We start from the raw sequence: 22967 nt of genomic DNA on the forward strand, positions 1-22967 counted from the left end.
CAGGACAGCGGAACACCTTCCTCCTGCGCTTCGACCATACCTACTTACTTAACCTGCGCCGCACGGCTGTAAAAATCCTGCTCGTCGAGGTTGGCCTCTACCTCCGCAATGGCCAGCATCAGGTTATGCGTGGTATCGGTAAGCGCCGTAAGGGCCACCCGCATTTTATGCCATACCGGCTCCATCCCGGCTACAATGCCCTTACCCCGGGCGGTCAGTTCCACCAGGCGTTTGCGCTCGTCAGCCTTATCTTTTTTTGAACGTATCCATTTATTCTTTTCGAGCTCCTTCAACAGGCTTATGGTCGAGGGATGCGCATAACCGATCTCCTGCGCCAGCTCCACCACGCTCATAGGCGAGCGGTGCAGCAACGTATAGATCACCGGAAACCATTTCGGTTCAAAGGTTACCCCATGTGCCTCATAGATCCTTTGCCCGTCTTTACGCAGCCGGTCGCTTAAGCGCTGCAGCCGTGTCGATATGGCCAGTACGCCCGAACTGTCGATAGCATTATCATGCATAATTATTTATTTAAGGTGCAGGTGACAGAATACGTCATCGACTTCCATAATGGGAAATGCCGGCGGCAACTCGTGCTTAGCCACAATCGTAAAATCATTCCGTTCATAAAACCGGATCGCCGCCTTCAGCGTATGTACCGTACCGAGATAAAGATCGGTAATACCTGCCGTTTTACAATAGGCGATAAGGTGCTCCAGCAGCCGCGTAGCCAGGCCCAATGTCCTGCCACGGTATTCCTGCTTCACAAACATCTTGCGGATCACACCCTTACCATCGCCTATATCGATCAGGGCAATGGTAGCTACCATCATGCCTTCATCTTCGATACCCCAGAAGCCGCCCCCCGAACCCTGGTATACCGCTTCTATACGTTTCAGGTCCGGCTGGTCTTCCAGCGTTACCGGCACATTATTTTCCTGTTGCTGGATGGGTAATATCAGGTCGATCACTGCCTGGCTGTCGGCATTGGTGATCACCCGGATGGTCAATTCTTTTTCCATTTTCTCGTTATTAAAGTACAAAACTACGTAGTTAACTACGTAAATTCAAAAAATAATTTCCCTTAACATTTACCGGTACGATTAGGCATATGTCCCGGCCTTTAACAGCACAGGTTAGGCCGTTTTGGCGTACCTTAGCACTGTTCTCATTTTTATGCAAAATAACGTTACCGATACCGCACTTATCGATGCCTTTAAAGCAGGCAAATCATCCCATAGCCTGGCCCTGTTCGACCACTTGCTCAACATATGCGGCAGTATAGGCGGCACACGGCTCTACCCTACCAAAACGATGATCGGCATTGGCAAGGGCGACAAGGCAACAGTCTGGATCACACAGATCGGCAAAAACTTTGTGCATATCGTACTCCCTTTCTCCCAGGCTTATACGGACAATCTTTGTTTTCAGAAAATAGCACAGGTACCCGGGCAGCTGCAATACAACCACCACCTGCGTATTTTTAACAACGCGGATCTTAATGAAGAGATCAGGCACTTCCTGCGCCTGGCATTGGATACAACGCCGGCATCCGGTTGAAAGCAGCAGGCTGCAATGCCTGCATGCCTTAGTGCTTAGCTGCCTGCTGCAGCAGTGCGCGGAGCGCTGCTTCCTCATAGACACCATCTTCGGCCGGGTACCGCAACTGGTCCTCATAGCGGCCCGTAGCCTTTGCCATCGACCAGATGATACTTTCGCCGGCGGGCACGGTAGCCGGGTGTTGTCGGTACAACGGATCGCGATAGGCTTCGGCTGCATCGATAAAGATAAAATGCTGCTGTTTTAAGGCAACGATCAGGTCGTCAAGCAACAAAGCATTAAGCAGGTTGTGATGCAGCAGCAATACATGTTTTACCTTACGGCCGGTAAGTGCGGTAGCCAGGCTATCGTAATAATAGCTGCGTTCGAGGATATGACGGATGTAGAAATCGCGGAATACACCGGTATTGGCATTTGGATTGGCAGCCAGCGTATCGCGCAGCAGGCCGTCGATATACCAGTCGGAGGCATCGATCGACACATAGCCGTTGGCATACTGCTGTGTGGCCAGAAAGTCGCGGCAGGAGTCGATCTGCGCACGGCGCTCCCCTTCCTTCAGGTAAGGAAAACGATACAGCCGCGTATAATGCCGGAAAGGCTTTATCAACGAATCGCAACGTAAAAAATCTTCCCGGAAGGTAGCAAGATCCATGCCTGCAGCGCCAAAGTTCCTATGGCTCCAGGAATGATGGGCAAGACTATGCCCTGCCCCGTCCCAGCTTTGCAGCAATTGCGCCCCATCTTCCGTATTTACTCTTTTACCGCATACAAACAGGATGCTCTGCAACTTATGTTTATGCAACGTTTGCAGGATATGTGCATTGCGCTGCTGCCAGCTCAGTACCGGGCTGACGGTCGTTTGCGGATCGTCGAAACTCAGGGACAGGTACACCTGCCCGTAACCCGCAGCAGGAGCCAAACAGAGCAGTATGATGATCACCGTCGTTATCCATCGGATCATGTGTCGAAAATTGAAGCAGGCTCCCGGGCCGGCATGTACCGGGTTGGCTGCGGTGGTAAAAATGCAAATGTAAGCGCTTCTGCCGCAGGAAACACAAGACCGGCCCAGCTTTTCGACCGCTTAAAAAGCTACCGGCTCCAGGAATTCGATCACTTCACCATTCGGACTATACACCAGTGCGTTGCGTACCTTAATGGCCGGTTCACCCAGTTCGAGCGCCATAGGTTCGATACAAGGTGTGGCGCCATAGGCAATAGCCCGGTGGAAGGCTGCGGCCGCATCGCCGGTACCGAGACAGATATGCAACAGGGCCGTCTGCGTCAAAGGCTCACCCGGCAGGCGTTTGCGCCCCTGTGTCGCGATATCCGCTGCTTCGTCGTACAATTCGATATAACTAAGCCCGTCGGCAGCGCGGAGCATGGCGGCCTGTTTGAGGTTAAAGGCCGGCAAAGACCAGGAGTGGCTTAAACTAAAACCCAAGGCCTGCGTGTAAAAAGCGAGCGTAGCTTCGAAATCAGTAGCCCGTATGGCAATATGATGAATGCCGGTGATGCCGTGTTTATTTTGCGTTGTCATAAGATTGGCGGAATTTTACCCGCAAATGTAGCAGCGCAACGCGGCATAGCGATGCGCTTACAAAATTGTGCGCTGATGAGAAAGACGACATCGACCAATTATGAAAACCAGCAACAGCTCGAGGAATACTGCGACGCGGCCTATGCCCTGCATTGTATCAGCGGCCGCTGGAAATTAAGCCTGCTGGTGCAATTACAACAATCCGACCTGCGCTTTTCAGAACTCAGACAGGCATTGCCGCTGATTACCGAACGCATACTGAGCCTGCAACTTAAGGAACTGGAAACAGCGGGATTAATCAGCAAACAAACCGGTACAACAGCCGGCAAGAACGGGGCTATGGCCTATACCCTATCGCCGGGCGGCAAAGCGCTGGCGCCGGTCATCAAAGCTCTGGCCAACTGGGGCGGCGCCTACAAACCTTTACCGGCAATGGTTTAAGCGGATTATGCAGGCTCTACATGGATCATCACATCCACGTACGAAGGCGCATCCTTCTGGATATTGGCTTTAACGGCATGGGCAATATCGTGCCCTTCCCTTACCGACAGGTCGCCCTTTACCCGGATGTGCAGATCGGCATGATTAAAAGTGCCCATTTTACGGGTATGGCATTTCTCCACATTTACCACCCCTTCGGTTGCGGCCGCCAGGTCGAATATTTTCCGGTTCAGTTCGGGGTTCATGTCCTCATCCAGCAGTTCGCCTACCGCCGGGCGGAATATCTTGTAAGCATTATAGGCAATAACAACCGCAGCCAGCACTGCAGCCCAATCATCGGCCATTTCATATCCTTTCCCGCCAATCAGGCCTATCGTAATACCGATAAATGCAGCGCCGGAGGTAATGGCATCACTGCGATGATGAGAGGCATCGGCTTTTACAGCACCGCTTTCGATCTCCTTACCCGTTTTTAACACGAAACGGTACAGCAGTTCTTTTACCAATACCACCACGGCAAGAATAATGAGGGTAAACGGCGCAGGCGTTTCATGCGGGGTCCGTATCTTATCGATGCTTTCGATCACGATAATAACGGCCGCTACCAGCATAGCCAGCGCAATGCCCACCGACACCAGCGCTTCGGCTTTTCCATGACCATAAGGATGCTCGTCGTCGGCCGGTTTTGCAGCCCAGCGCAGGCCCAGCCACAACATGGCCGACGAAAATATATCGGCCGTAGATTCGATGGCATCCGCAATAAGCGCATAAGAGTGACCCAGTATACCGCCTATACCTTTAAGCAAGGCGAGCAGGGTACTGCATATAATACCGATCAATGTGGTCTTTAAACCCTTGTGCCCCGTAGCGGGAGCTGCCGTTTGATGTTCCATCCTGGTTTGCGGGAATTGCTGTTAAAGGGCTTAGGAAAAGGAGTCGCTTTTGCCGTTCCGGGCAGAACTGCAAAAAACGCTGTAAAGGTATTGGTTTTCGGAAAGGAAGCAGGGGCTTTATCCTGTTTTTTACAAAAAAGTAGCAGGGAGATAACCTGAGGGAATACAACAAACCGCATAATGTATTTACCGGCATGCATGTTGATACGGGTAATTTTGCGCCGCTGTCGACACCGTAACAGAACGGCTATAAAAACGGGGAGGTACTTCTTATGCAGCACTACCAACTGCTCCGAAGTACCTGAACGTCACGCATTCCCAGGCTGCGTCCCATATCCCCTTTTTATAAGGCTAGCCGGCAGGCGCCGGTTTTGCTGATTATCTGGTTGCTTTGTTTGTCAACACAAAAATAATAATTAATCTTTAAACAAACAAATATTTGTATAAATACAGATATTTTATTTTTCTCTCTTTGTAAGGTGAATAAATTATTCGGGGAACGAAAGAGAAAAATCGGGCAACGCATACGCAAGCTGAGAACTTCTCTTAACCTTACCCAGAAAGAGCTTGCGGAGCAGATCTTCGTCTCGGTCGGAACCATCAGGGCGATCGAGACCGGCGAAGGTTTTACCGGTGATTATCTGCTGGCCATTGCTCATTTTTTTGGCATGGAGTTAGCCGAACTCGTGGACTACTATGCCGAGATACCCGACGTGAGCCAGCTCCGGGAGCATATGGCCGCCTATCACCTCTACTACCAATCCGAGATCGACGAAAAGCTCTTGCACCACGCCCCCCGGCTCAAACAACTGGTACAAACGCGCCTGAGCCGGTCCTTATTCCTGCAGGAACCGCGCAGGGTATCGGAGATCATGCGGTATATCGAAGCCCAATACAATCTCCGTTTCACCAGTTCGGCCCTAAGCCAGGCCCTGATCAACGCGGTAAATGCAGGCATTTTGCAGCGCAGCAAAACAGGCTTTAAAAACTACGGTTACCAATCCCTCCTTCCTCCCGAAACCACTACCTGAGCATGCAGATTTCATGTATTCAAAAATACTACTACATCTCCATATAATCAAATATTTAGTAAAATACAGACATTCCTTTTTTCTCTTTTTGCGATTGTGAATCGCTTCGTGGAAAAACGTAAAAAGCAGATCGGCATGCGCATACGCATGCTGCGAGAGTCGTTGAGCCTTACGCAAAAACAAATGGCCGAACAGGTCAAGGTTTCTATCGGCACCATCCGCGCCATCGAAACGGGTGATGGCTTCACCGGCGATTACCTGCTTGGTATCGCCCATTTTTTCGGCATGGAGCTTTCGGAACTGGTCGACTATATGGCCGAGATTCCCGATGAACTGGAGCTGCGCGAACGTATGGAAACCTACCATACCGCCTACCAAAGCAATATCGACGACCTGCTGCATGCACCACCCCATCTCAAACACCTGATTACCTCACGGTTAGCTAAATCCGAGTTTATGGAGGAGCCGCGCAGGGTAAAGGATATCATGAAGTATATCCGCTTCCAGTACGACCTCAGGTACACCAGCTCGGCACTGAGCCAGGCGCTTATCAATGCCGTAAAAGCGGGTATACTGCAACGGGTAAAAGTAGGATTCAAAAATTATGGCTACCAGGTGGTTGCGAAAGCGATGCCGGAGCCACCGCCGGAAGAGCTGCCATAAATAAAACCGGGATTTACGGTGAATAATAAGCTCCCGGCGTCCCGCTACGATGGGTGTATATTTTGTGCAGCCTAGCCGCAGGTATATTTTGAGCGGTCAGCTTACAGTCCGGCTGCATGTCCGCAGCAAGAAAAATAAAATTTCATTACTGTTTATGTAACCTGGTGCCGGCAGTAGCCGATAATGCCATACAATAAGCCGCAGGGCTTAGGACTCCAGCATAAAATCCAGGATCTCTTTCTCTTCCCCGTTCAGGATAATAGCCAGCCGGTGCAGGCCGGGGTGATACCTGCGTGTAGTGATCGGCTCAAAGCTTTGCCTGCGCTCGATCAGCGCCGTTTCACCAGCCTGGTAGGTTCGTTCGCTGATCTTAAATACCTTACGGTTCAGGCTGCCGTTCTGTTTGCGGTAGTATACCGCGTATTCCAGCCGTATCGTTTGTGCCACCTTGCTTTTATTATTTACCGAAAAGGTAAAATGTAATTTATTGCCGGTTTTTACCGCAGGAGTAAGTATCGTAAAGCCGCTCAGCCCCGCATGCAGGCCGCTCAGCCCGTAATGTTCGAGGATAGCGCTATGCCCCTGTTTGAGCAGGGTGCGGCTGCCGTGTTTTATAAGCGCATCGGTCTCGCGGCTTATCCCTTTCCATTTTGCGGCAATGGCGATCACGGTGTCGGGATTATCCTTGGCAATATCATTAAGGTTATTGGCCACACTGCGCCGTACAAATTCGGCCGGGTCGTTTTTCAGATTTTCCAGTATGGGCAATACCGGCTGCGGGTCTTTTTTAAGGGCGGGCAATGCCATAGCCCAGGGCAGGCGCGGCCTGCAGCCCTCTGAGGAAAGACGGCGCACCTGGTCGTGCTTATGCTGCGACCATACCAGCATCTGTGCCATCATCGCATCGGGATAACGGATAATAAAAGGACGAACGGCAAATTCGCAGGTAATAAACTGCGTGATATATTCGAAGGCTTTGACCGATTCTTTATAGTCGTCGCCCCCATAAGTTTCGATATAATCGGGCAGGAACATGAATTCCAGCATCTGGTCGCGGAAGCCGTCCCGGCGCAACTGGTCGATGAGGCGCTTCATCAGTGCAGCAGTGCCTTTAAAGGCGCCCGGCATAAACCTGCGCAATGCCTGCGTGGTATGCCTCATCCGCTCTTTCAGTTCCATCGATTCGAAACCTTTGCTGAGCACCGCTTCCAGGAACACCGGCTTGGAAAAGCCGGGCAGCGATACCGCAAGGCTGTCGGCGAGCCGGTTATAAAATACAGGGGAATAAATATCTTTAAGCAGGCTTGCCATAAAATGAGGGGTCCGGGTTATACAGGGGAAAAGGTACGGGGCTATTTGCGTTTACCACCGGCCACGAAATGTTCGCGCCAATAGTCATCTTCCAGGTTACCTATGATTACACCGGTACCGGTGCCGGAGTGGACAAAGAAATTGTTCATCAGGTATACGCCGACATGCGATATGCGGCCCCGGCCATCGTTAAAGAATACCAGGTCGCCTTCTTCCAGCTTGCGGATTTTCTTTATACGCTTGCTCGACTCGTACTGCTGCCGTGCCGTGCGGGGCAGGTTGCTTTTAAATACCTTGGTGTACAATTGCACGGTAAAGCCCGAACAATCGATACCCGAACGGGTATTGCCCCCATAGCGGTAAGGCGTGCCATACCACTCGTCGATAAAATAATACAGGGGCGTATTGTCCAGGTCGCCGGGCGAAGCCTGGAGCCGGGAGGCATATTTTTTCTGCAGCGCCTTTTCGGACAAGGGCTGGTACGACCTGCCCGGCGTTTCTGTATTATGCCGTGCTGTTTTGCGGGACGCCCCGCAGCTGATCAGTAAACAGGAAAGTGCTGCAGCCAGCAGCAGATTGCTCAGTAAAGATTTCACAAGAACGAGGATATGCTGCAAAAATAGCCAATCCGGGGCATATACGGCGCCTGCTTTACAAACCGTAAAGAAGCCTGTACCTTTGCAGCATGGATTATTTCAAAAAGCAGCTGGAATTGCTCGGAACGGAACGTGAAGAAGACCGCCAAAGTTATCTTAAACTTACACAAAGCAGTTCGGCTGCACAACGCAGGGCCAATGGCCTTTGCTGGTACCCGGTAGCCATAAGGGGTACCGAACCGGCCAAAGGCGACTACCTGGTCGTTGAGCTCGAACGCACTACACATACCGATATCGCGCACCAGTTACGCTTCGGCGCATCGGCCGTATTATTTTCCAACCACGATCCGCAACAGGACCGCATAGAAGGCGTAGTAAGCTACCAGGGCGGCAACCGCCTTAAGCTTAGCCTGCGTACCGAAGAACTGCCCGACTGGGCCAGGGATGGCAAACTGGGTGTGGATGTGCTGTTTGACGAAAACAGCTATGAAGAAATGCAACAGGCCCTGAAGCTGGCCGCAAAGCCCGATGCAGAAAAGGAATATAAACTGGTACCCGTACTGACCGGCAACCGGGCGCCCACTTTCGATACCACGCTTGCACCCATAGCTACCCGCGGCCTCAACTCCTCGCAGCAGGAAGCCGTACAGAAAATAGTAGCGGCCAACGACCTGGCCATCGTGCATGGTCCGCCGGGCACCGGTAAGACCACGACATTGGTACAGGCCATAAAAGCGCTGTGGCAACAGGACCATAAACAAATACTGGTCGTAGCACCCAGCAATACCGCGGTGGACCTGCTGAGCGAGAAGCTGGCCGACGAAGGCCTGAACGTACTGCGCGTAGGCAACCCGGCCAGGGTATCGGAAAAGCTGATGTCGCTGACGCTCGACCATAAGATGACGGCGCATAGCCATATGAAAGAGATCCGCAACCTGAAGAAACAGGCCAATGCCTACCGGGATATGGCGCACAAATACAAAAGGAACTTTGGCAAGGCAGAAAGAGAACAGCGCAAAGCCTTGTTCGACGAGGCCCACAAGATCCTGAAAGAAGTAGGCAATACGGAACAATACATTATCGACGACCTGCTCGCCAGGGCGCAGGTAATTACCGCTACGCTCGTAGGCGCCAACCACTACACCGTACGCCACCTGAAGTACCATACCGTAGTGATCGACGAGGCCGGGCAGGCGCTCGAACCCGCATGCTGGATACCCGCGCTTAAAGCGCAGAAGCTGGTATTGGCCGGCGACCATTGCCAGTTGCCGCCCACCATTAAATCGCAGGAGGCAGCCCGCAACGGCTTCAGCACTACCCTGCTCGAAAAGTGTGTGCAGTATTATCCCGAAGCCGTAAGCCTGCTGCAGGAGCAATACCGCATGCACGAAACCATTATGGGTTATCCGTCGGCTACTTTTTATGAAAATAAGCTACAGGCCAATGTTGCCGTGGCACAGCATAGCCTTGCCGGGCAAGAGCCACCGCTGGCCTTTGTAGATACCGCCGGTTGCGGTTATGATGAAAAACAGGAAGGCACCAGCACCACCAATCCCGAAGAGGCGGCATTCCTGCTGCGGCACCTGGCCCTGCTCGCAGGCAACCTGGCGCCGCATTATACACCGGAGACTTTTCCGTCGGTAGCCATTATCGCACCCTATAAAGAACAGATACGCGTACTGAAGGAGCAACTGGAACATGTACCCGCGTTACAACCTTACCTGGCCCGCATCTCCGTCAATACTGTGGACAGCTTCCAGGGCCAGGAGCGCGATATCGTTTATATCAGTATGACGCGCAGCAATACGGACGGCATTATCGGGTTCCTCTCTGACATCAGGCGTATGAACGTGGCCATGACCCGTGCCAGGAAAAAACTGGTGATAGTAGGCGACAGCGCCACGCTTTGCCAGCACCCGTTCTATGCCGGGTTTATGCAATATACCGAGGCGCAAAACGCCTACCAGAGCGCCTGGGAGTATGCCGACCTTTAAGTTGTGCGGATCGTAGCGCGGATGTAGGGCGCCAGCCCGGCTTCCGGGGCATTGCCCTTTTCGAGTTGCGCTGCGATGCGTTCCCGTTCGGTTATGCTTTTGTTCTGGCTGAGCTTTTGTTTGGCCTGCAGCTCCGTCACTTCCAGTTCGAAAGCCACAATGCCTTGCAGCATGCCTTGTTTATACCGGTCCGGTAAGGTTTGCCAGGTGGCCAGGTAAGCCGGTTCGTAACACAGGATAAGCTGTTCCATGGCCTGCATTTTTGCCTCCGGCCCGTCCAGGATCTTTGCCTTTCCATAAGCATGCACGGCTATATAATCCCAGGTGGGCACACTTTCCCGCTTGTCGTAATGCGTGGGCGAAATGTAGGCATGAGGTTCGGTAAACATCACCAGCGAGGTATGCGCCGCAATATGCGCTGCATGTTCATTGCCTGCGGCAAAATGAGCACTCAGCACGAGTACGCCTTCCCGTTCTGCAATTGCGAAAGGAAGCTGGGTAGCCAGGGGGAGTCCGTCTACAGCCGTAACCAGCGTGGCAAAGCTATACCGTTTCATAAACGCGATCTGCTCTGCCCTGTTTTCAAACCGGAAGGCGTGGGGTACAAACATAGATACAAGTTTAAATTTCAGGATACCGGTTAACGGTCATTACCCTGTAAACCCGCAGGTAATGCGGGTTTGCGGCGTGCAAACCTGCGGGAACCGGCCACGCAGATCATCACCCCGAGGGTAATACCCAACATACTTATGCTTACATCTTCGTGCAGCAACACCGCCGCCAGCGCCAGGCCGAAGAGCGGTTGCAACAGTTGCAGCTGGCCTACTGCGGCAATACCACCCTGGGCCAGCCCGCGATACCAGAAGATAAAGCCCACGAACATACTGAACACCCCTACATAAGCCAGGCTGGTCCAGGCCGCCGGGCTTACCGCGGCCATCGTCATCGGAGCGGGCCAGTACCACAACAGCAATGCCAGCATTACCGGCAGCGACAATACCAGGGCCCAGGATATAACCTGCCAGCCCCCCATAGTACGCGAAAGCAGGGCGCCTTCGGCATAAGCCAGGCCACACACCAATACGGCGAGTAACATGAGCAGGTCGCCGACCGGGTTGCCCGACAGGCCGTCGGCCGCCGCATAACCCGCTACCAGCAGGCTACCCGCTACCGAAAAGACCCAGAATACGGCCCCCGGCCGCTCGCCGCCGCGCATAACGCCGAATACGGCTGTAGATAAGGGCAACAGCCCCAGGAATACGATGGCATGCGCCGAAGTGATGTATTGCAATGCCCATGCCGACAACAAAGGAAACCCGATAACACCGCCTACCGCCACGAGGAACAGCGGCAATAGCTGTTGCCGGGCCGGTCGCTTTTCCTTAAACCGCCAAAGCATAACCAATGCCAGCAGGCCTGCAATGACCGCACGGCCCGCGGTAAGAAACAAGGGATCCATTTCCTTTACCGCGATCCGGGTTGCCGGCAGCGATCCGCTGAAGATCAGTACCCCGATAAAACCATTCAGCCAGCCGCCGGTACTATGCTCCTGCGTTTTTATTCCGCTCATTTTTTTCCTGTTTGAAACACAAAATTATTCTTCCCGCAGCAATGTATACAGTACCAGTTTTGTATTTTTAAATGGATACAGTTAAGTTTGCAGGATGAGCAAAGGTTTTTTATACCGCGAAATAGCAGATGGTATTGCGGGCCAGATCCGGAGTGGCGTATTGAAGGCCGGCGATAAGCTGCCCTCCGTACGTACCTTATGTATCGAGCACGGCATCAGTATGAATACGGCCAAGCGGGTATTCTGGGAACTGGAAGCCCAGTCGCTGATCGCCTCCAAGCCGCAATCCGGCTTCTTCGTAAGCCGGCTGCAGCGGTATAAACTGCCGCTGGCCGAGGTAAGCCGTCCTTCGCTGATCGCTAACGATAAAGAACCCGACGAGCTGATCTCGAGGGTATATGCCAATATCGGGCGCAACGATCTTACCCTCTTTTCAGTAGGCATACCCTCGGGCAACCTGTTGCCCCTGGCCAAGCTTAAAAAGGAGATCCTGCAGGCGACCCGAGAGCTGCAGCAAGGCGGCGCCGAGTACGAACCGCCACAAGGCAATATAAAACTGCGGCGCATGGTAGCCGCCCGCTCGCTGGCCTGGGAGGGCGACCTGCACGAAGACGACCTGGTAACCACCAGCGGCGGTATGAATGCGCTGTCGCTTTGCCTGATGGCGCTGGGCAAACCCGGCGACACTATCGCGATCGAAAGTCCCTGTTATCCCGGTGTATTCCAGCTGGCCCTGAGCCTGGGGCTGAAGGTGATCGAACTGCCCACACACCCCGTTACCGGTATCACGATTGAGGGGCTCAAAAAAGTATTGCACAAGATCGACCTTTGCCTGCTGATCCCTAATTTCAATACGCCCCTGGGCAGTTGTATGCCCGACGAACATAAAGAGGAAGTAGTGCGTTTGCTGGCCGAACGCAACATTCCCCTGATCGAAGACGATATTTACGGCGACCTGTTTTTCGGCACACAGCGGCCCCGCTGCTGCAAATCGTTCGATACCGAAGGCAATGTGCTCTGGTGCAGTTCGGTATCCAAAACCCTGGCGCCGGGCTACCGGGTGGGCTGGATCGCACCGGGCAGGCATAAAGAAAAATTGCTGAAGCTGAAACTCGTGCATGCCTTATCCTCTACTTCGGTGGTACACGAAGCCGTGGGCAATTTCCTGAAGACCGGCCGTTACGATCATCATATCCAGCAACTGCGCCGTACCCTACAAACCAATTACCAGCATTATACCGATGCCATAGCCGCTTACTTTCCCGAAGGCACCCGCACCAGCAGGCCGCAGGGCGGCCTGGCCCTGTGGATCGCATTTGATAAAAAGATCGATACCAGGGAACTCTACGACCTGGCCATCCGGAAACATATCAGTATTGCCCCCGGGCGTATGTTTACCCTGCAGAACCAGTTCGAAAACTGTATGCGCCTTTGCATAGGCCTGCCCTGGTCCGACGAACTGAAGTTTAAACTCAAACAGGTAGGCGACCTGGCCAAAATGCTTTAAAGCAAATTATTATACCGGTAGCGGGTAACGGATACCGGTATAATACCACGCGTTTCAATCCGGTACAATACACGTTTGATTTGCGGCTAAACACTTGATTAGAAAAGTAGTATAGACAAGACGAATATACTTAACCGGCAGAAGTTCAGAAAGGCCTGTTTATTCTGAATGGTTTTTCCTTATATTTGGACACCAAACTTTACTCGTAAACCAAGACCAACAATTTAAATAGTACCTGAAACCCGCGACCCGCGGCCTTCTGTATTATTTTTATTTCAAAGCAGAACACCACCGAATTTGAAAGCAACCGTTTGTACCTTATTCCTTTTATTGCACTTTTGGGTAGCAGGCGCACAACAGCACTATGAGATCAGGGGCAATGTAAAGGACACCGTAAACTATATTACTACACAATATACTTCGGTAGCCCTGGTCCAATCCCGGGACTCCGTGCTGAAAGCATTTACCCGTACCGACGAGGAGGGCGCCTTTGTACTGCCCGCCACAGCGCCCGGCGACTATATCCTGATCATATCCCACCCTTCGTTTGCAGAGTATACCGAGGTGGTAAAGGTAGATAAGCCTGTGATAGACCTGGGCAGCCTCTATCTTTTTTCCAAAACCCACCTGCTTAACGAAGTAGCGATATACGACCGCCATGCCATAACCATTAAAGGCGATACGACCGAATATGCGGCAGATAGTTTTAAGGTAAGGGCTTATGCGAATGTGGATGAGTTGCTGAAAAAACTGCCCGGTATCGAAGTAGACCGCAAGGGCAATATCAGGGCGCAGGGAGAGAATGTACGCAAAATGCTCGTGGACGGCGACGAATTTTTTACCGACGACCCGGCGGTAGTAGCACAGATGTTGCGTGCCAGCGCGGTAGATAAGGTGCAGGTGTTTAATAAAAAAACAGCGCAATCCGAGTTTACCGGTATAGACGATGGCAAGAAAATAAAAACGATCAACCTGGTATTGAAAGAAGATGCCAAACAGGGCTACTTCGGTAAGATACAGGCTGGTGGCGGTCTTCCCGACTACTTCGACAATGCCGCCGTGCTGAACTCGTTTAAGAAAAAGAGAAAACTGGCCGCCTTCGGCAATATGAATAACATCAGCTCATCGGGCGGAGCGGACTATAACACCTCATCGAACAACAACAGCAGTGCGCAACGCGGCGGCGGCGAAGGCCTGCCCAAAAACTGGGCTACCGGTGCGCACTACGACAATAAGTGGTTCCGCAACGATGCCTTTGGTGCATCGGCCGACTACCGCATGGGGAAAAATATAATGGAAGGCAACAGTTCTACGCAGACCAAATACATCCTGCCGGATACCCAGTACCTGAACCGGCAGGTAAGCAGTACCTTCAGCAATAACCTCCGGCACAATATTAACTTTAACAGCGAGATCAAAATCGACTCGAGCTCTACGCTTAAGATTGCCGTTAACGCGGGTAAAAGCAAATCGGAACAACGTACCCGTAACGAAGCCTCTACGGTGACCCTGTCTGAGAAGCGGATCAATGCGCAGATACAGGACCAGACCAATAACAGCGAGGCATCCAATGCGGTTACCGACATCTTCTACGGTAAAAGGCTGGGCAAACCGGGTCGTACCATATCCCTCAACCTGCGCAACGACTACAACGACGGCACGGCAACAGGTTTTGTAAGATCCATAAACGAATACAGTATTTCCCAAACCGGCGATACGCTGAACCAGCGCAAGCTCAATGACTCCAAAAAGAATACGACCCTGGCCAAGGCATCGTATACCCAGCCGCTCAGTAAGAGTACCTTCCTGGAATTCAACTACGAGTTTAACTACAATACCAATGCCTCCCGGCAGCTGTCGTTCGATATACCCGCCGGCGACAACAACACGACCGGTGTGCTGAACAAGGCTTACAGCAGCGACTACAAGGTAAATATTATGATGAATACCCTGGGTGGCAGCTTTAAACTGAACAAGAAGAAGATGAATTTTATGGCCGGCGCAGCCATAGCCCAGACCGATTACCGGCAACAGGATTACCTGGGCACGCGTAACATGAACCAATCTTATTTCAACTTTTTCCCCTCGGCTATGTTCCAGGTACGGCCGGGCAACAATCGTAATATCCTGGTCAACTATAACGGGCAGAGCGCCCAACCCAGCCTGGAGCAATTGCAGCCGCTGGTACAGAATACCGACCCCTTCAATATTTCGATCGGTAACCCCGACCTGAAACAGGAATTCCGGCATATGCTCGGCATCAACTACAACAGCTATAATATCAAAAACGGCAGTTATACCTTTGCCAATGGTAATTTTGCCCTCACGCAGAACGCTATAACCCAGACCGAAACCGTAGATGACGAGGGGCGCCGCGTATACCAGTATACCAATGTAAACGGCAACTATAACGGCGGCCTGTACGCCGGTTACGGGTTTAAGATCAAGCCCATCAACCTGACCTCCAATGTAAGGGCTGGGGCCAGTTATACCCACAATACCAATTACATCAACCAGGAGTTGAATGCCAACACTTCGCAAAATTATTCACTCGACCTGTCGTTCAACTATGTAAAGGATACCCTGCTCGATTTCAGTTATTCCGCCACATCGACCTATAACATCAACAACAGTTCGATCCGGCGGGACGTAAGCAATAACTTCTGGTCGGTACAGCAGGAAGCCGATGTGTCGATAACACTACCCTGGGATTTCCGCTTCTCGACCTCGGCCCAATGGCAGCTGCGACCCAAGATCGACGAAAACGACAAGAACAACAGCCTGGTACGCTGGAACGCAGCGATCAGCAAATCGTTCCTCAAGGACCGTTCCCTGGTGGCAAGCTGCGCCGTAAACGACATCCTGAACCAGAATGTAGGTTTTAGCCGTACGGCATTCAACAACTATATTACCGACCGCACCTTCCTGACGATAAAGCGTTATTTCCTGTTTACCCTTACCTGGAACTTTACCCATACGCGTTCGTCGGAGCCTAAAAACAGCGATCCCCAATAAACCGAAATGACCCGACCCCTATTACGATATACGAGCCTGCTGTTATTGCTCTATGCGCTGTATGCCTCGCCGGCAGCAGCACAGATGATTGTCAATGGTACCATAAAATTTGAACGCAAAACCAACCTGCACCAGCAGGTGCGCGTAGAGCAAGGCAATAGTGCAGCGCAAATGCCCGGCCGGCAGTCGCTGCTCAACAACATTCCGCAATACAATATCGCGTATTTCAACTATCATTTTACAGCTAAAGAAAGTAAGTATGCCTTCGAGAAAAAAGATGCGGTAAACTACGATCCCTACAATATGACCGGTCTTGCAGCGAAAGAGAATATCGTTTATTCGAATTTCATTACGAAAAAGACCGTATCCAAAAAACTGGCTTATGATACCGATTACCTGGTAGCAGACTCGATGAAACAATATACCTGGAAAATATCGGATGAAGTAAGGACCATAGCCGGTTACCTGTGCCGCAAGGCGACCACACAGATCAACGATTCGGTGGTCGTGGTAGCATTCTACAGCACACAGATCATGGTGAGCGGCGGACCGGAATCGTTCAATGGCCTACCCGGCCTGATCCTGGGCATTGCGATACCCCGCCTCTATACCACCTGGTTTGCCACCTCGGTGGAGATACTGCAGCAAGGCGAGATACAACCACCCGATAAGGGACGCCGTGTAGACAATGCAGGTTTTCGCAAAGTGTTTCTCGACAATACACCTGCGATGAATAAAAATGCCACCATGCAAAGCTGGTGGATGAGCCTGTAAACACCTCAGTCCCCGTGTCCGGGAGTACCGGACCGACCAAGATATAGTTATACCGGATAAAGCTGAAGATAAAACAAAGCGGGCTGCCTCGAGGCAGCCCGCTTTTCATAACGTAAGTCCCCTGCTTAGAAGATCAGTACTACGACATTACCGCCGCCGCTGGAGAAGGTAACCGCGTAGGAGCTGTTGTTGTAACAGGCCGGGGCATAGGTCCCGCTGTTATAGGTCGTGGTCAGGTTGGGCAGGTTGCCTACTACGAACACAGGTCCGCCCGTAATATAACCCTTGGCTGCCCGTGCTTCGCAGGAAGCCAGGGTACCTGCACCCCAAAAATTAGCGCCGGGTAAAAAGGATGGGTTTGCAAAATTGGAGACACCGGGCGGGATAATCACGCCATTGGCATTAAAGGAGCCACCCAGGCTGTTGGTGCCGTCTATATTTACATTGAAACTACAATTGGTCATGTTCTGGAACATAACATAACCGGCGTTGGCAGACATAAAGCTACCGGCGCAAAGGCATGCGGCAAGGAGTAATTTTTTCATAAGGTGTTTTGTGTTTGGTGAAAAAAAAATTATTGAGGACCGGTACGGTTAAGCGGGCCACGACATAGACCAGCCGCTGGCGCGCAGGCGCACCGGTTTATCTGTTTGTTTAGTTGATCAGCACCACAACGTCGCCGTTGCCATTGTTCGCAAAAGAAACGACATAGGCCGTATTGTTATAACAGGCCGGGTAATAACTATTGGAGGCGCTGTTGTAACTGGTGGGCAATGTGGGATACAAGGGACTGATGCCGACTACGAAAGAATAAGGTCCGCCTACATCGTAACCTTTAATGGCCTCGCCATGCCCGGAAACCAGGCTGCCCGTACCAAACTGCACCACACCCGGCAACTGGGAAGGATTGAAAAAATAGGTATTTCCGGGGGGAATAATGACATTGTTCGCTGCAAAGCGCCCGGTAGTACCAATAGCGCCGTCAACATTAAAATTGAAGTCGCAATTGGTCATGTTGAAGAAGTAAATGTAACTGGCATTGGCCGTCATAAAACTGCCGATCCCCAGGAGTGCTGCAAGGAGTGTTTTTTTCATAGGTCTGTGTTGGTTTGCGTTTGGTTTGTGTTTTTCATTTTAAGGGTAAAATGCTCCTGTTTACAGAGCACGATACGGCAGTGCCAAGCGGCACAGCAGTGCCGGATGGCTGAAGACTTTAATTGATGAGTACAACCACGTCTAAAGTAAGATTAGGTAAAAAGCTGGCTACGAAAGCGGTGTTACCATAGCAGGCCGGGTAATGGCTATTGGAAGCGCTGTTATAGGTAGTGGACATAGTCGGGTAGCTCGGGCTTACACCGATAACGAACGACGGACCACCGACATCATAACCTTTAACCAGCTCTACATGACCCGAAGCCAGGCTACCGGTACCGGATTGCGATACGCCGGGCAAAAAGCTGGGATCGTTAAAAATGGTAGTGCCCGGGGGTATCACCACATTGTTGGCGCCAAAGGCGCCCGTGGTACCGATCGCACCGTTGATATTAAAGACGAAATCACAACCAGTCATGTTGTAAAAACGAAGGTAAGCGGCCTGGGTAGTCATAAAACTACCGGCGCACAGCAGTGCGGCGAGGAAAGTTTTTTTCATGCGTGTTATTTTTTTGTATGGTGAAAAATGAATCCTGATTTTTAAGCATATCAAAAATGACAAACGTTAAGCTGGCCCCGGTTCAACCGGCAAACGGTTCCGGAGGCATATGTAAAAGAGCGGGCGCTGCGATCCCGGGCAGGCAATCAATAACCACGATCAGGGTATTATTTACTCAACCGGTTAACTGTCACAGAAATAAGTGCAGAGCAACTCAAATATAATCATTCATAACATAAAAAGGAAGCCTTTGCAACGGATCCCGGTTGGCCAACAGGGCATACATAAAATGCATAGATACCCTGAACCTTTACAGGCAAGGGTTTCCCGGGAAGGGGTTTTGTAAAAAAATGATATATTATGTGCTAATTGACCTGCACCGATTGTTTTACCATCTGGCGCAGTTCGCGGAGTAGTTTTTCGCCGACCTTCTGCACCTGGAACTGGCCGTTGCCGATATAATAGTTGCGCAACTGTTTAGAACAGGTCTCCGGCAATTCCTCGCAGGATTTAAGACAGGCAAGATGTAGGGATACGTAATTGGTACGCATTTGTACCGCGGCGAAAAGGCGTGGGGCTACACCCGGCCGGCCGAAGAATTCGAGATAATAACAGTCCTCCTGGTCCACGAGGATATTCATCAGGTTTTCATAAGGCTGGAGAATAGACTTCAGGGCATGAAACACTTTAATATTGGCCGGGGTACTGTACATTAATAACAAGTTTCGCAGCGAAGATATATTTTATGTAATAAACAATTCATAATTGATGGCTGAGCGGCTGCAAATTAGGAAGAATTTAGTAAAAAAGTTAAACTGTGTACAATGTTTAACCCGGGTTGCGTCTTGTCGGGCAAGGTATTTTAACAACCTTAGCCTGCTGAAAAATAAATGTTTATATAAATACAAGACAAAGACATAATGCTGCCCTGTGTCCTAAAAAAGGCCCGCCGGCATCCGATCCTGCCTTTAAAGGTAGGAAAAGAAACGCCTGCGGGCCGGGTATTTTTCAGAAACGCATCTTCTGGATCCGGACTGCATTAAGTATGGCGAGCAGCGCAACGCCCACATCGGCAAACACGGCTTCCCACATGGTGGCCAGCCCGCCGGCGCCCAGGGCCAGTACGGCAACTTTTACGGCAAAGGCCAGTATTATGTTTTGCAATACCACGCGCCGTGTAGCTTTACCGATCTTAATCGCCGTAGCGATCTTAGAAGGCTGATCGGTCTGGATCACGACATCGGCCGTTTCAATGGCGGCATCGCTGCCCATAGCGCCCATAGCGATACCTATATCGCTCAAAGCCAGTACCGGGGCATCGTTGATGCCATCGCCCACAAAAGCCACTACCCGGGAGGCATCTTTTTTCAGCTCCTCTACCCGTTGTACTTTATGTTCGGGCAACAGGCCGCCGTAGGCCGTGTCTATGCCCAGTTGCGCCGCTACCTTTTGGGTAATACTATCCTTATCCCCACTCAGCATTACCGTTGCCGTCACGCCGTTGTTATGCAGGCTGGTTATAGCTTCCCGGCTATCGGCCTTTATTTCGTCGGCAATGGTCACATAACCGGCGTATTGCCCGTCTATCGCTACCACCACCACACTTTCCACGATATCGCCGATAGCTTTGGGGTAACTGATGTTGTAACGGTCGAGCAGTTTGGTATTGCCCGCCAGTACGGTTGCGCCGTTTACGGCGCCCTTCAGGCCATGACCGGGTATTTCTTCGATACCCGTTGCGGTCAGCTGCGCAGTATCGCCGGCATAGGCGGCTATCGCTTTGGCAATGGGGTGTGTAGACTGCCGCTCCACCGCGGCCAGTGTTTGTATAAACACGGCGGGATCGCTGCCGGGAGCGATCACCTCCTGTACCTTAAACAGGCCTTCGGTCAATGTGCCTGTTTTATCCATCACCACGGTATTTACCTTCGTCATCAGCTCCAGGTAATTGGAACCCTTAAACAGGATACCGTTTTTACTGGCCGCGCCAATGCCCCCGAAATAACCCAGCGGTATGGAGATAACCAGTGCACAGGGACAAGAGATGACCAGGAAAATAAGTGCGCGGTACAACCATTCGGAAAACACATAACCGGGTACCAGGAAATACGGGATCAGCACCAGGGCTACCGCCAGGAAAAATACGACCGGGGTATATACCCGGGCAAACTTCCGGATCAGCAGTTCGGTCTTAGCCTTACGGGCCGTAGCATTCTGCACCATTTCCAGGATACGGGCCAGCGAACTGTCGCTGAACACGCGGCTTACCTGCAGCTCGATCACCTTATCGAGATTAAGCATACCCGCCAGCACAGGCGCTCCCTTGCGGATGGTCTGTGGTTTGCTCTCGCCGGTAAGTGCAGCCGTATTAAAGCTGCCTGCATCGGTCAGCATCAGGCCATCCAGCGGCACCTTTTCGCCCACCTTTACGCGTATGCGTTCGCCCACGGCAACGGCTTCGGGCGCTACGGTGCTGAAGCTGCCGTTCCGTTCTACTTCGGCAGCGGCAGGCCTTACATCCAGCAGCGCCTTGATATTGCCTTTGGCACGGCTTACCGCCGCACTCTGGAACAATTCGCCGATCGCGTAGAAAAGCATAACGGCCACGGCTTCGGGGTACTCCCCTATTGCAAAGGCGCCAAGCGTAGCCATCACCATCAGGGTAAACTCGGTAAAGATCTCTTTACGGGCCATGGCGGTAAAGGCCTCTTTGATCACCGGCAGCCCCACGGGCAGGTACGCTACGATATACCAGGCCGTGCGTATCCAGCCGCTGAAAAAGGCAGGTTTTACATAGTTATCTAACAGGATGCCGCCCAGCAGCAGCGCCAGGCTCACCAGGGCCGGCAGGTACAAACGGAATGTGCTGCCGCCTGCGCCATGGCTGTGGTCATGATCGTGGTCGTGATCGTGGTCATGCTCATGATCGTGGTCTTTACCATGGTCGTGTTGCTTTTCTTTTTTTTCGCCCAATAAGACAGCCGCATCGGCCTGGGCGTAGATCTTATCCTCGAGATGACAGCAGGTCATACGGCCCTGCGCATCGTAGGTATGTTTATGATTGGGATCTGTATTCAGCATAAGTATTTGTTTTTGATTCAGGGCCTTCCTGTGCGGAAGGGCCCTGTGCTGTTCAGAAAATGTTTACCGGGAACATGGATTTAATGTTCATGCTCCCCGCTGTTGGTTTGTTTGGCCAGCAGGAAAAAAGCGCCTTTTACCACGATCCGGGCATTGGCCGGGATGGCGGTAAGCGGGGTAATCTCACTATACCCTACATCGGTGGTGCCCCTGGCTACCGGAACCCGCAGGAAAGTTACACCCTTTTCTTCGTCCGCATGGCCTGCTTCCTTTTCATGATCATGCGGCTTGCCGGCTTCATGGTCATGGTCGTGTGCAGCCTTGTCATCACTCACGATATAGATAAAATCCTTACCCTGGTAACTTACGATGGCATCGGAAGGCACGGCCGGTAAGGTGGCCAGACCCAGGCTGATATTGGCAGTAACGTTCATGCCTTCGATCAGGCCGGGCTTGGCGCCCTTTACCTTTGCATGTACGGGTATGGTCTTGCTGTTGTTTTCAAATGCGGTACCAATGCTGAAGATCTCGGCATCATACTCCGTACCGGCATTATTGGTAAGGGTAAAATGGATGGTCTGCCCGGTCTTTACCCTGGGCAGGTCCTTTTCATAGATCTGCAGGTCAAGATGCAACTGGCTGTTGTCTACGATCTCGGCAACCGGGGCGCTTACATCGACATAACTGCCGATATTGACCATGATACCGCTTATGGTCCCGCTGATGGGCGCAGTAACCGCCAGTACCGACGATAAGCCGTTATTGCTTACCTTATCGGGGTTAATGCCCATCAGCCTGATCTGCTGGTACAGCGCGGCTTTGCGCGTGCGTAAGGCTTTCAGACCAGCATCTGCGCCCTGCAGGTTTTTCATGGCGCCCGCATTACCGCCCGTCAGTTCTTTCTGGCGGTCATATTCCTGTTCGGCCAACGCGATCTTCGAAATGGTGGTCAGGTATTCTTCCTGCATTTGTATAAACTGCGGGTTGGCGATCTGGGCAATGGTTTGTCCCTGGCGCACATAGTCGCCTTCTTTAATGAACAACGATTTTACCACGCCGCCAAAAAGGGAAGTGGCGTTGGCTTTATTGTTGTTGGGCACTTTAAGCAGGCCATTGGCCTTTACCGATGCCGTCAGCTGTTTGTGCTCTACGCTGCCCAGTTGTATGCCTATGGCTTTCAATTGTTCGTCGGTAAGGGTTACGCTATTTTCTTCCTCCTCGCTGTGTGCCGCTTCCTGCTTCGCTTCCGCCTTTTGTTCCGGTTCTTTTTTATTGCCGCCGCAGGAGGCCAGGAAACCCGCTGCAACGAAAAGTAGAATGATGCCTGTTATACGCTTCATGAT

Annotated in this window: 23 protein-coding genes; 8 read left to right on the plus strand and 15 right to left on the minus strand. The window is 51.8% G+C overall.

Annotated elements, in window-relative coordinates; genetic code table 11:
* Nucleotides 1–44: 44 nt before the first annotated feature.
* Nucleotides 45–521 carry a MarR family winged helix-turn-helix transcriptional regulator gene (locus B0I18_RS23010; RefSeq protein WP_106525118.1) on the minus strand — a complete coding sequence of 159 codons (477 nt, stop codon included), beginning with the start codon at nt 519–521 and terminating at the stop codon, nt 45–47.
* 6 nt (nt 522–527) lie between these two features.
* On the minus strand, nt 528–1022 hold the full coding sequence (locus B0I18_RS23015) for a GNAT family N-acetyltransferase (RefSeq protein WP_106525151.1): 495 nt from the start codon (nt 1020–1022) through the stop codon (nt 528–530).
* A gap of 154 nt (nt 1023–1176) precedes the next feature.
* Between B0I18_RS23015 and B0I18_RS23020 the strand changes: the two genes are divergently transcribed.
* Complete coding sequence (locus B0I18_RS23020) at nt 1177–1560, plus strand: DUF5655 domain-containing protein (RefSeq protein WP_106525119.1); 384 nt, start codon at nt 1177–1179, stop codon at nt 1558–1560.
* Between the two features lie 28 nt (nt 1561–1588).
* Here the strand turns inward: B0I18_RS23020 and B0I18_RS23025 are convergent, their stop codons facing one another.
* Nucleotides 1589–2521 (minus strand): polysaccharide deacetylase family protein, encoded by a 933-nt coding sequence (locus B0I18_RS23025; protein ID WP_106525120.1) that lies wholly within the window; start codon nt 2519–2521, stop codon nt 1589–1591.
* 120 nt (nt 2522–2641) lie between these two features.
* Nucleotides 2642–3097: a VOC family protein gene (locus B0I18_RS23030; RefSeq protein ID WP_106525121.1), complete on the minus strand. Its 456-nt coding sequence runs from the start codon at nt 3095–3097 to the stop codon at nt 2642–2644.
* A 75-nt stretch (nt 3098–3172) separates the two neighbouring features.
* On the opposite strand from B0I18_RS23030, the gene B0I18_RS23035 reads away from it, so the two are divergent.
* Nucleotides 3173–3538 carry a winged helix-turn-helix transcriptional regulator gene (locus tag B0I18_RS23035; RefSeq protein WP_181358590.1) on the plus strand — a complete coding sequence of 122 codons (366 nt, stop codon included), beginning with the start codon at nt 3173–3175 and terminating at the stop codon, nt 3536–3538.
* Between the two features lie 5 nt (nt 3539–3543).
* Here the strand turns inward: B0I18_RS23035 and B0I18_RS23040 are convergent, their stop codons facing one another.
* A complete protein-coding gene (locus B0I18_RS23040) occupies nt 3544–4431 on the minus strand; it encodes a cation diffusion facilitator family transporter (RefSeq protein WP_106525123.1) in 888 nt (295 codons plus the stop codon).
* 479 nt (nt 4432–4910) lie between these two features.
* Between B0I18_RS23040 and B0I18_RS23045 the strand changes: the two genes are divergently transcribed.
* Together B0I18_RS23045 and B0I18_RS23050 are read left to right on the plus strand one after the other, a co-directional pair.
* Nucleotides 4911–5462: a helix-turn-helix domain-containing protein gene (locus B0I18_RS23045; RefSeq protein ID WP_181358591.1), complete on the plus strand. Its 552-nt coding sequence runs from the start codon at nt 4911–4913 to the stop codon at nt 5460–5462.
* Between the two features lie 135 nt (nt 5463–5597).
* A complete protein-coding gene (locus B0I18_RS23050; protein ID WP_146146856.1) occupies nt 5598–6125 on the plus strand; it encodes a helix-turn-helix domain-containing protein in 528 nt (175 codons plus the stop codon).
* A 207-nt stretch (nt 6126–6332) separates the two neighbouring features.
* On the opposite strand, the gene B0I18_RS23055 is transcribed toward B0I18_RS23050, so the two are convergent.
* Both B0I18_RS23055 and B0I18_RS23060 read right to left on the minus strand, forming a co-directional pair.
* The gene (locus B0I18_RS23055) at nt 6333–7436 is read right to left on the minus strand and encodes a DNA alkylation repair protein (protein ID WP_106525126.1); all 1104 of its coding nucleotides are present in this window, start codon (nt 7434–7436) and stop codon (nt 6333–6335) included.
* A gap of 41 nt (nt 7437–7477) precedes the next feature.
* Nucleotides 7478–8032 carry a C40 family peptidase gene (locus tag B0I18_RS23060; RefSeq protein ID WP_181358592.1) on the minus strand — a complete coding sequence of 185 codons (555 nt, stop codon included), beginning with the start codon at nt 8030–8032 and terminating at the stop codon, nt 7478–7480.
* A gap of 89 nt (nt 8033–8121) precedes the next feature.
* On the opposite strand from B0I18_RS23060, the gene B0I18_RS23065 reads away from it, so the two are divergent.
* Nucleotides 8122–10026, plus strand: coding sequence for an AAA domain-containing protein (locus tag B0I18_RS23065; protein ID WP_106525128.1), 1905 nt, complete (start codon nt 8122–8124; stop codon nt 10024–10026).
* Here B0I18_RS23065 and B0I18_RS23070 read toward each other — a convergent pair.
* Both B0I18_RS23070 and B0I18_RS23075 read right to left on the minus strand, forming a co-directional pair.
* Complete coding sequence (locus tag B0I18_RS23070) at nt 10023–10637, minus strand: FMN-binding negative transcriptional regulator (protein WP_106525129.1); 615 nt, start codon at nt 10635–10637, stop codon at nt 10023–10025. The genes B0I18_RS23065 and B0I18_RS23070 overlap by 4 nt on opposite strands.
* Before the next feature lie 29 nt (nt 10638–10666).
* Nucleotides 10667–11596 carry a DMT family transporter gene (locus tag B0I18_RS23075; protein WP_106525130.1) on the minus strand — a complete coding sequence of 310 codons (930 nt, stop codon included), beginning with the start codon at nt 11594–11596 and terminating at the stop codon, nt 10667–10669.
* A 94-nt stretch (nt 11597–11690) separates the two neighbouring features.
* On the opposite strand from B0I18_RS23075, the gene B0I18_RS23080 reads away from it, so the two are divergent.
* The 3 genes from B0I18_RS23080 to B0I18_RS23090 all read left to right on the plus strand — a co-directional run bounded on the left by B0I18_RS23080 (nt 11691) and on the right by B0I18_RS23090 (nt 16892).
* Nucleotides 11691–13103, plus strand: coding sequence for an aminotransferase-like domain-containing protein (locus B0I18_RS23080; protein WP_106525131.1), 1413 nt, complete (start codon nt 11691–11693; stop codon nt 13101–13103).
* Nucleotides 13104–13400: 297 nt separating this feature from the next.
* Nucleotides 13401–16118 carry an outer membrane beta-barrel family protein gene (locus B0I18_RS23085; RefSeq protein ID WP_106525132.1) on the plus strand — a complete coding sequence of 906 codons (2718 nt, stop codon included), beginning with the start codon at nt 13401–13403 and terminating at the stop codon, nt 16116–16118.
* A 6-nt stretch (nt 16119–16124) separates the two neighbouring features.
* A complete protein-coding gene (locus B0I18_RS23090) occupies nt 16125–16892 on the plus strand; it encodes a GLPGLI family protein (protein WP_106525133.1) in 768 nt (255 codons plus the stop codon).
* A gap of 125 nt (nt 16893–17017) precedes the next feature.
* Here B0I18_RS23090 and B0I18_RS23095 read toward each other — a convergent pair whose 3' ends face one another.
* The 6 genes from B0I18_RS23095 to B0I18_RS23120 form a co-directional block, all read right to left on the minus strand.
* A complete protein-coding gene (locus B0I18_RS23095; RefSeq protein WP_106525134.1) occupies nt 17018–17437 on the minus strand; it encodes a hypothetical protein in 420 nt (139 codons plus the stop codon).
* Between the two features lie 109 nt (nt 17438–17546).
* Nucleotides 17547–17987 carry a hypothetical protein gene (locus B0I18_RS23100; protein ID WP_106525135.1) on the minus strand — a complete coding sequence of 147 codons (441 nt, stop codon included), beginning with the start codon at nt 17985–17987 and terminating at the stop codon, nt 17547–17549.
* A gap of 118 nt (nt 17988–18105) precedes the next feature.
* Nucleotides 18106–18543 (minus strand): hypothetical protein, encoded by a 438-nt coding sequence (locus B0I18_RS23105; protein WP_106525136.1) that lies wholly within the window; start codon nt 18541–18543, stop codon nt 18106–18108.
* 365 nt (nt 18544–18908) lie between these two features.
* Nucleotides 18909–19256 carry a hypothetical protein gene (locus tag B0I18_RS23110; RefSeq protein ID WP_106525137.1) on the minus strand — a complete coding sequence of 116 codons (348 nt, stop codon included), beginning with the start codon at nt 19254–19256 and terminating at the stop codon, nt 18909–18911.
* Between the two features lie 295 nt (nt 19257–19551).
* Nucleotides 19552–21624 carry a heavy metal translocating P-type ATPase gene (locus B0I18_RS23115; RefSeq protein ID WP_106525138.1) on the minus strand — a complete coding sequence of 691 codons (2073 nt, stop codon included), beginning with the start codon at nt 21622–21624 and terminating at the stop codon, nt 19552–19554.
* 80 nt (nt 21625–21704) lie between these two features.
* Nucleotides 21705–22964: an efflux RND transporter periplasmic adaptor subunit gene (locus B0I18_RS23120; protein ID WP_106525139.1), complete on the minus strand. Its 1260-nt coding sequence runs from the start codon at nt 22962–22964 to the stop codon at nt 21705–21707.
* Nucleotides 22965–22967 lie beyond the last annotated feature (3 nt).

Origin of the sequence: Taibaiella chishuiensis (assembly GCF_003014535.1) — a bacterium.
GTDB classification, from domain to species: domain Bacteria; phylum Bacteroidota; class Bacteroidia; order Chitinophagales; family Chitinophagaceae; genus Taibaiella; species Taibaiella chishuiensis.

Excerpts from the sequence above, each read along its gene's own strand:
- B0I18_RS23010 (WP_106525118.1), bottom strand. The coding sequence starts at position 521 with ATGCATGATAATGCTATCGACAGTTCGGGCGTACTGGCCATATCGACA.
- B0I18_RS23015 (WP_106525151.1), bottom strand. The coding sequence starts at position 1,022 with ATGGAAAAAGAATTGACCATCCGGGTGATCACCAATGCCGACAGCCAG.
- B0I18_RS23020 (WP_106525119.1), top strand. The coding sequence starts at position 1,177 with ATGCAAAATAACGTTACCGATACCGCACTTATCGATGCCTTTAAAGCA.
- B0I18_RS23025 (WP_106525120.1), bottom strand. The coding sequence starts at position 2,521 with ATGATCCGATGGATAACGACGGTGATCATCATACTGCTCTGTTTGGCT.
- B0I18_RS23030 (WP_106525121.1), bottom strand. The coding sequence starts at position 3,097 with ATGACAACGCAAAATAAACACGGCATCACCGGCATTCATCATATTGCC.
- B0I18_RS23035 (WP_181358590.1), top strand. The coding sequence starts at position 3,173 with ATGAGAAAGACGACATCGACCAATTATGAAAACCAGCAACAGCTCGAG.
- B0I18_RS23040 (WP_106525123.1), bottom strand. The coding sequence starts at position 4,431 with ATGGAACATCAAACGGCAGCTCCCGCTACGGGGCACAAGGGTTTAAAG.
- B0I18_RS23050 (WP_146146856.1), top strand. The coding sequence starts at position 5,598 with ATGCGCATACGCATGCTGCGAGAGTCGTTGAGCCTTACGCAAAAACAA.
- B0I18_RS23055 (WP_106525126.1), bottom strand. The coding sequence starts at position 7,436 with ATGGCAAGCCTGCTTAAAGATATTTATTCCCCTGTATTTTATAACCGG.
- B0I18_RS23065 (WP_106525128.1), top strand. The coding sequence starts at position 8,122 with ATGGATTATTTCAAAAAGCAGCTGGAATTGCTCGGAACGGAACGTGAA.
- B0I18_RS23070 (WP_106525129.1), bottom strand. The coding sequence starts at position 10,637 with ATGTTTGTACCCCACGCCTTCCGGTTTGAAAACAGGGCAGAGCAGATC.
- B0I18_RS23075 (WP_106525130.1), bottom strand. The coding sequence starts at position 11,596 with ATGAGCGGAATAAAAACGCAGGAGCATAGTACCGGCGGCTGGCTGAAT.
- B0I18_RS23080 (WP_106525131.1), top strand. The coding sequence starts at position 11,691 with ATGAGCAAAGGTTTTTTATACCGCGAAATAGCAGATGGTATTGCGGGC.
- B0I18_RS23090 (WP_106525133.1), top strand. The coding sequence starts at position 16,125 with ATGACCCGACCCCTATTACGATATACGAGCCTGCTGTTATTGCTCTAT.
- B0I18_RS23095 (WP_106525134.1), bottom strand. The coding sequence starts at position 17,437 with ATGAAAAAATTACTCCTTGCCGCATGCCTTTGCGCCGGTAGCTTTATG.
- B0I18_RS23100 (WP_106525135.1), bottom strand. The coding sequence starts at position 17,987 with ATGAAAAAAACACTCCTTGCAGCACTCCTGGGGATCGGCAGTTTTATG.
- B0I18_RS23105 (WP_106525136.1), bottom strand. The coding sequence starts at position 18,543 with ATGAAAAAAACTTTCCTCGCCGCACTGCTGTGCGCCGGTAGTTTTATG.
- B0I18_RS23110 (WP_106525137.1), bottom strand. The coding sequence starts at position 19,256 with ATGTACAGTACCCCGGCCAATATTAAAGTGTTTCATGCCCTGAAGTCT.
- B0I18_RS23115 (WP_106525138.1), bottom strand. The coding sequence starts at position 21,624 with ATGCTGAATACAGATCCCAATCATAAACATACCTACGATGCGCAGGGC.
- B0I18_RS23120 (WP_106525139.1), bottom strand. The coding sequence starts at position 22,964 with ATGAAGCGTATAACAGGCATCATTCTACTTTTCGTTGCAGCGGGTTTC.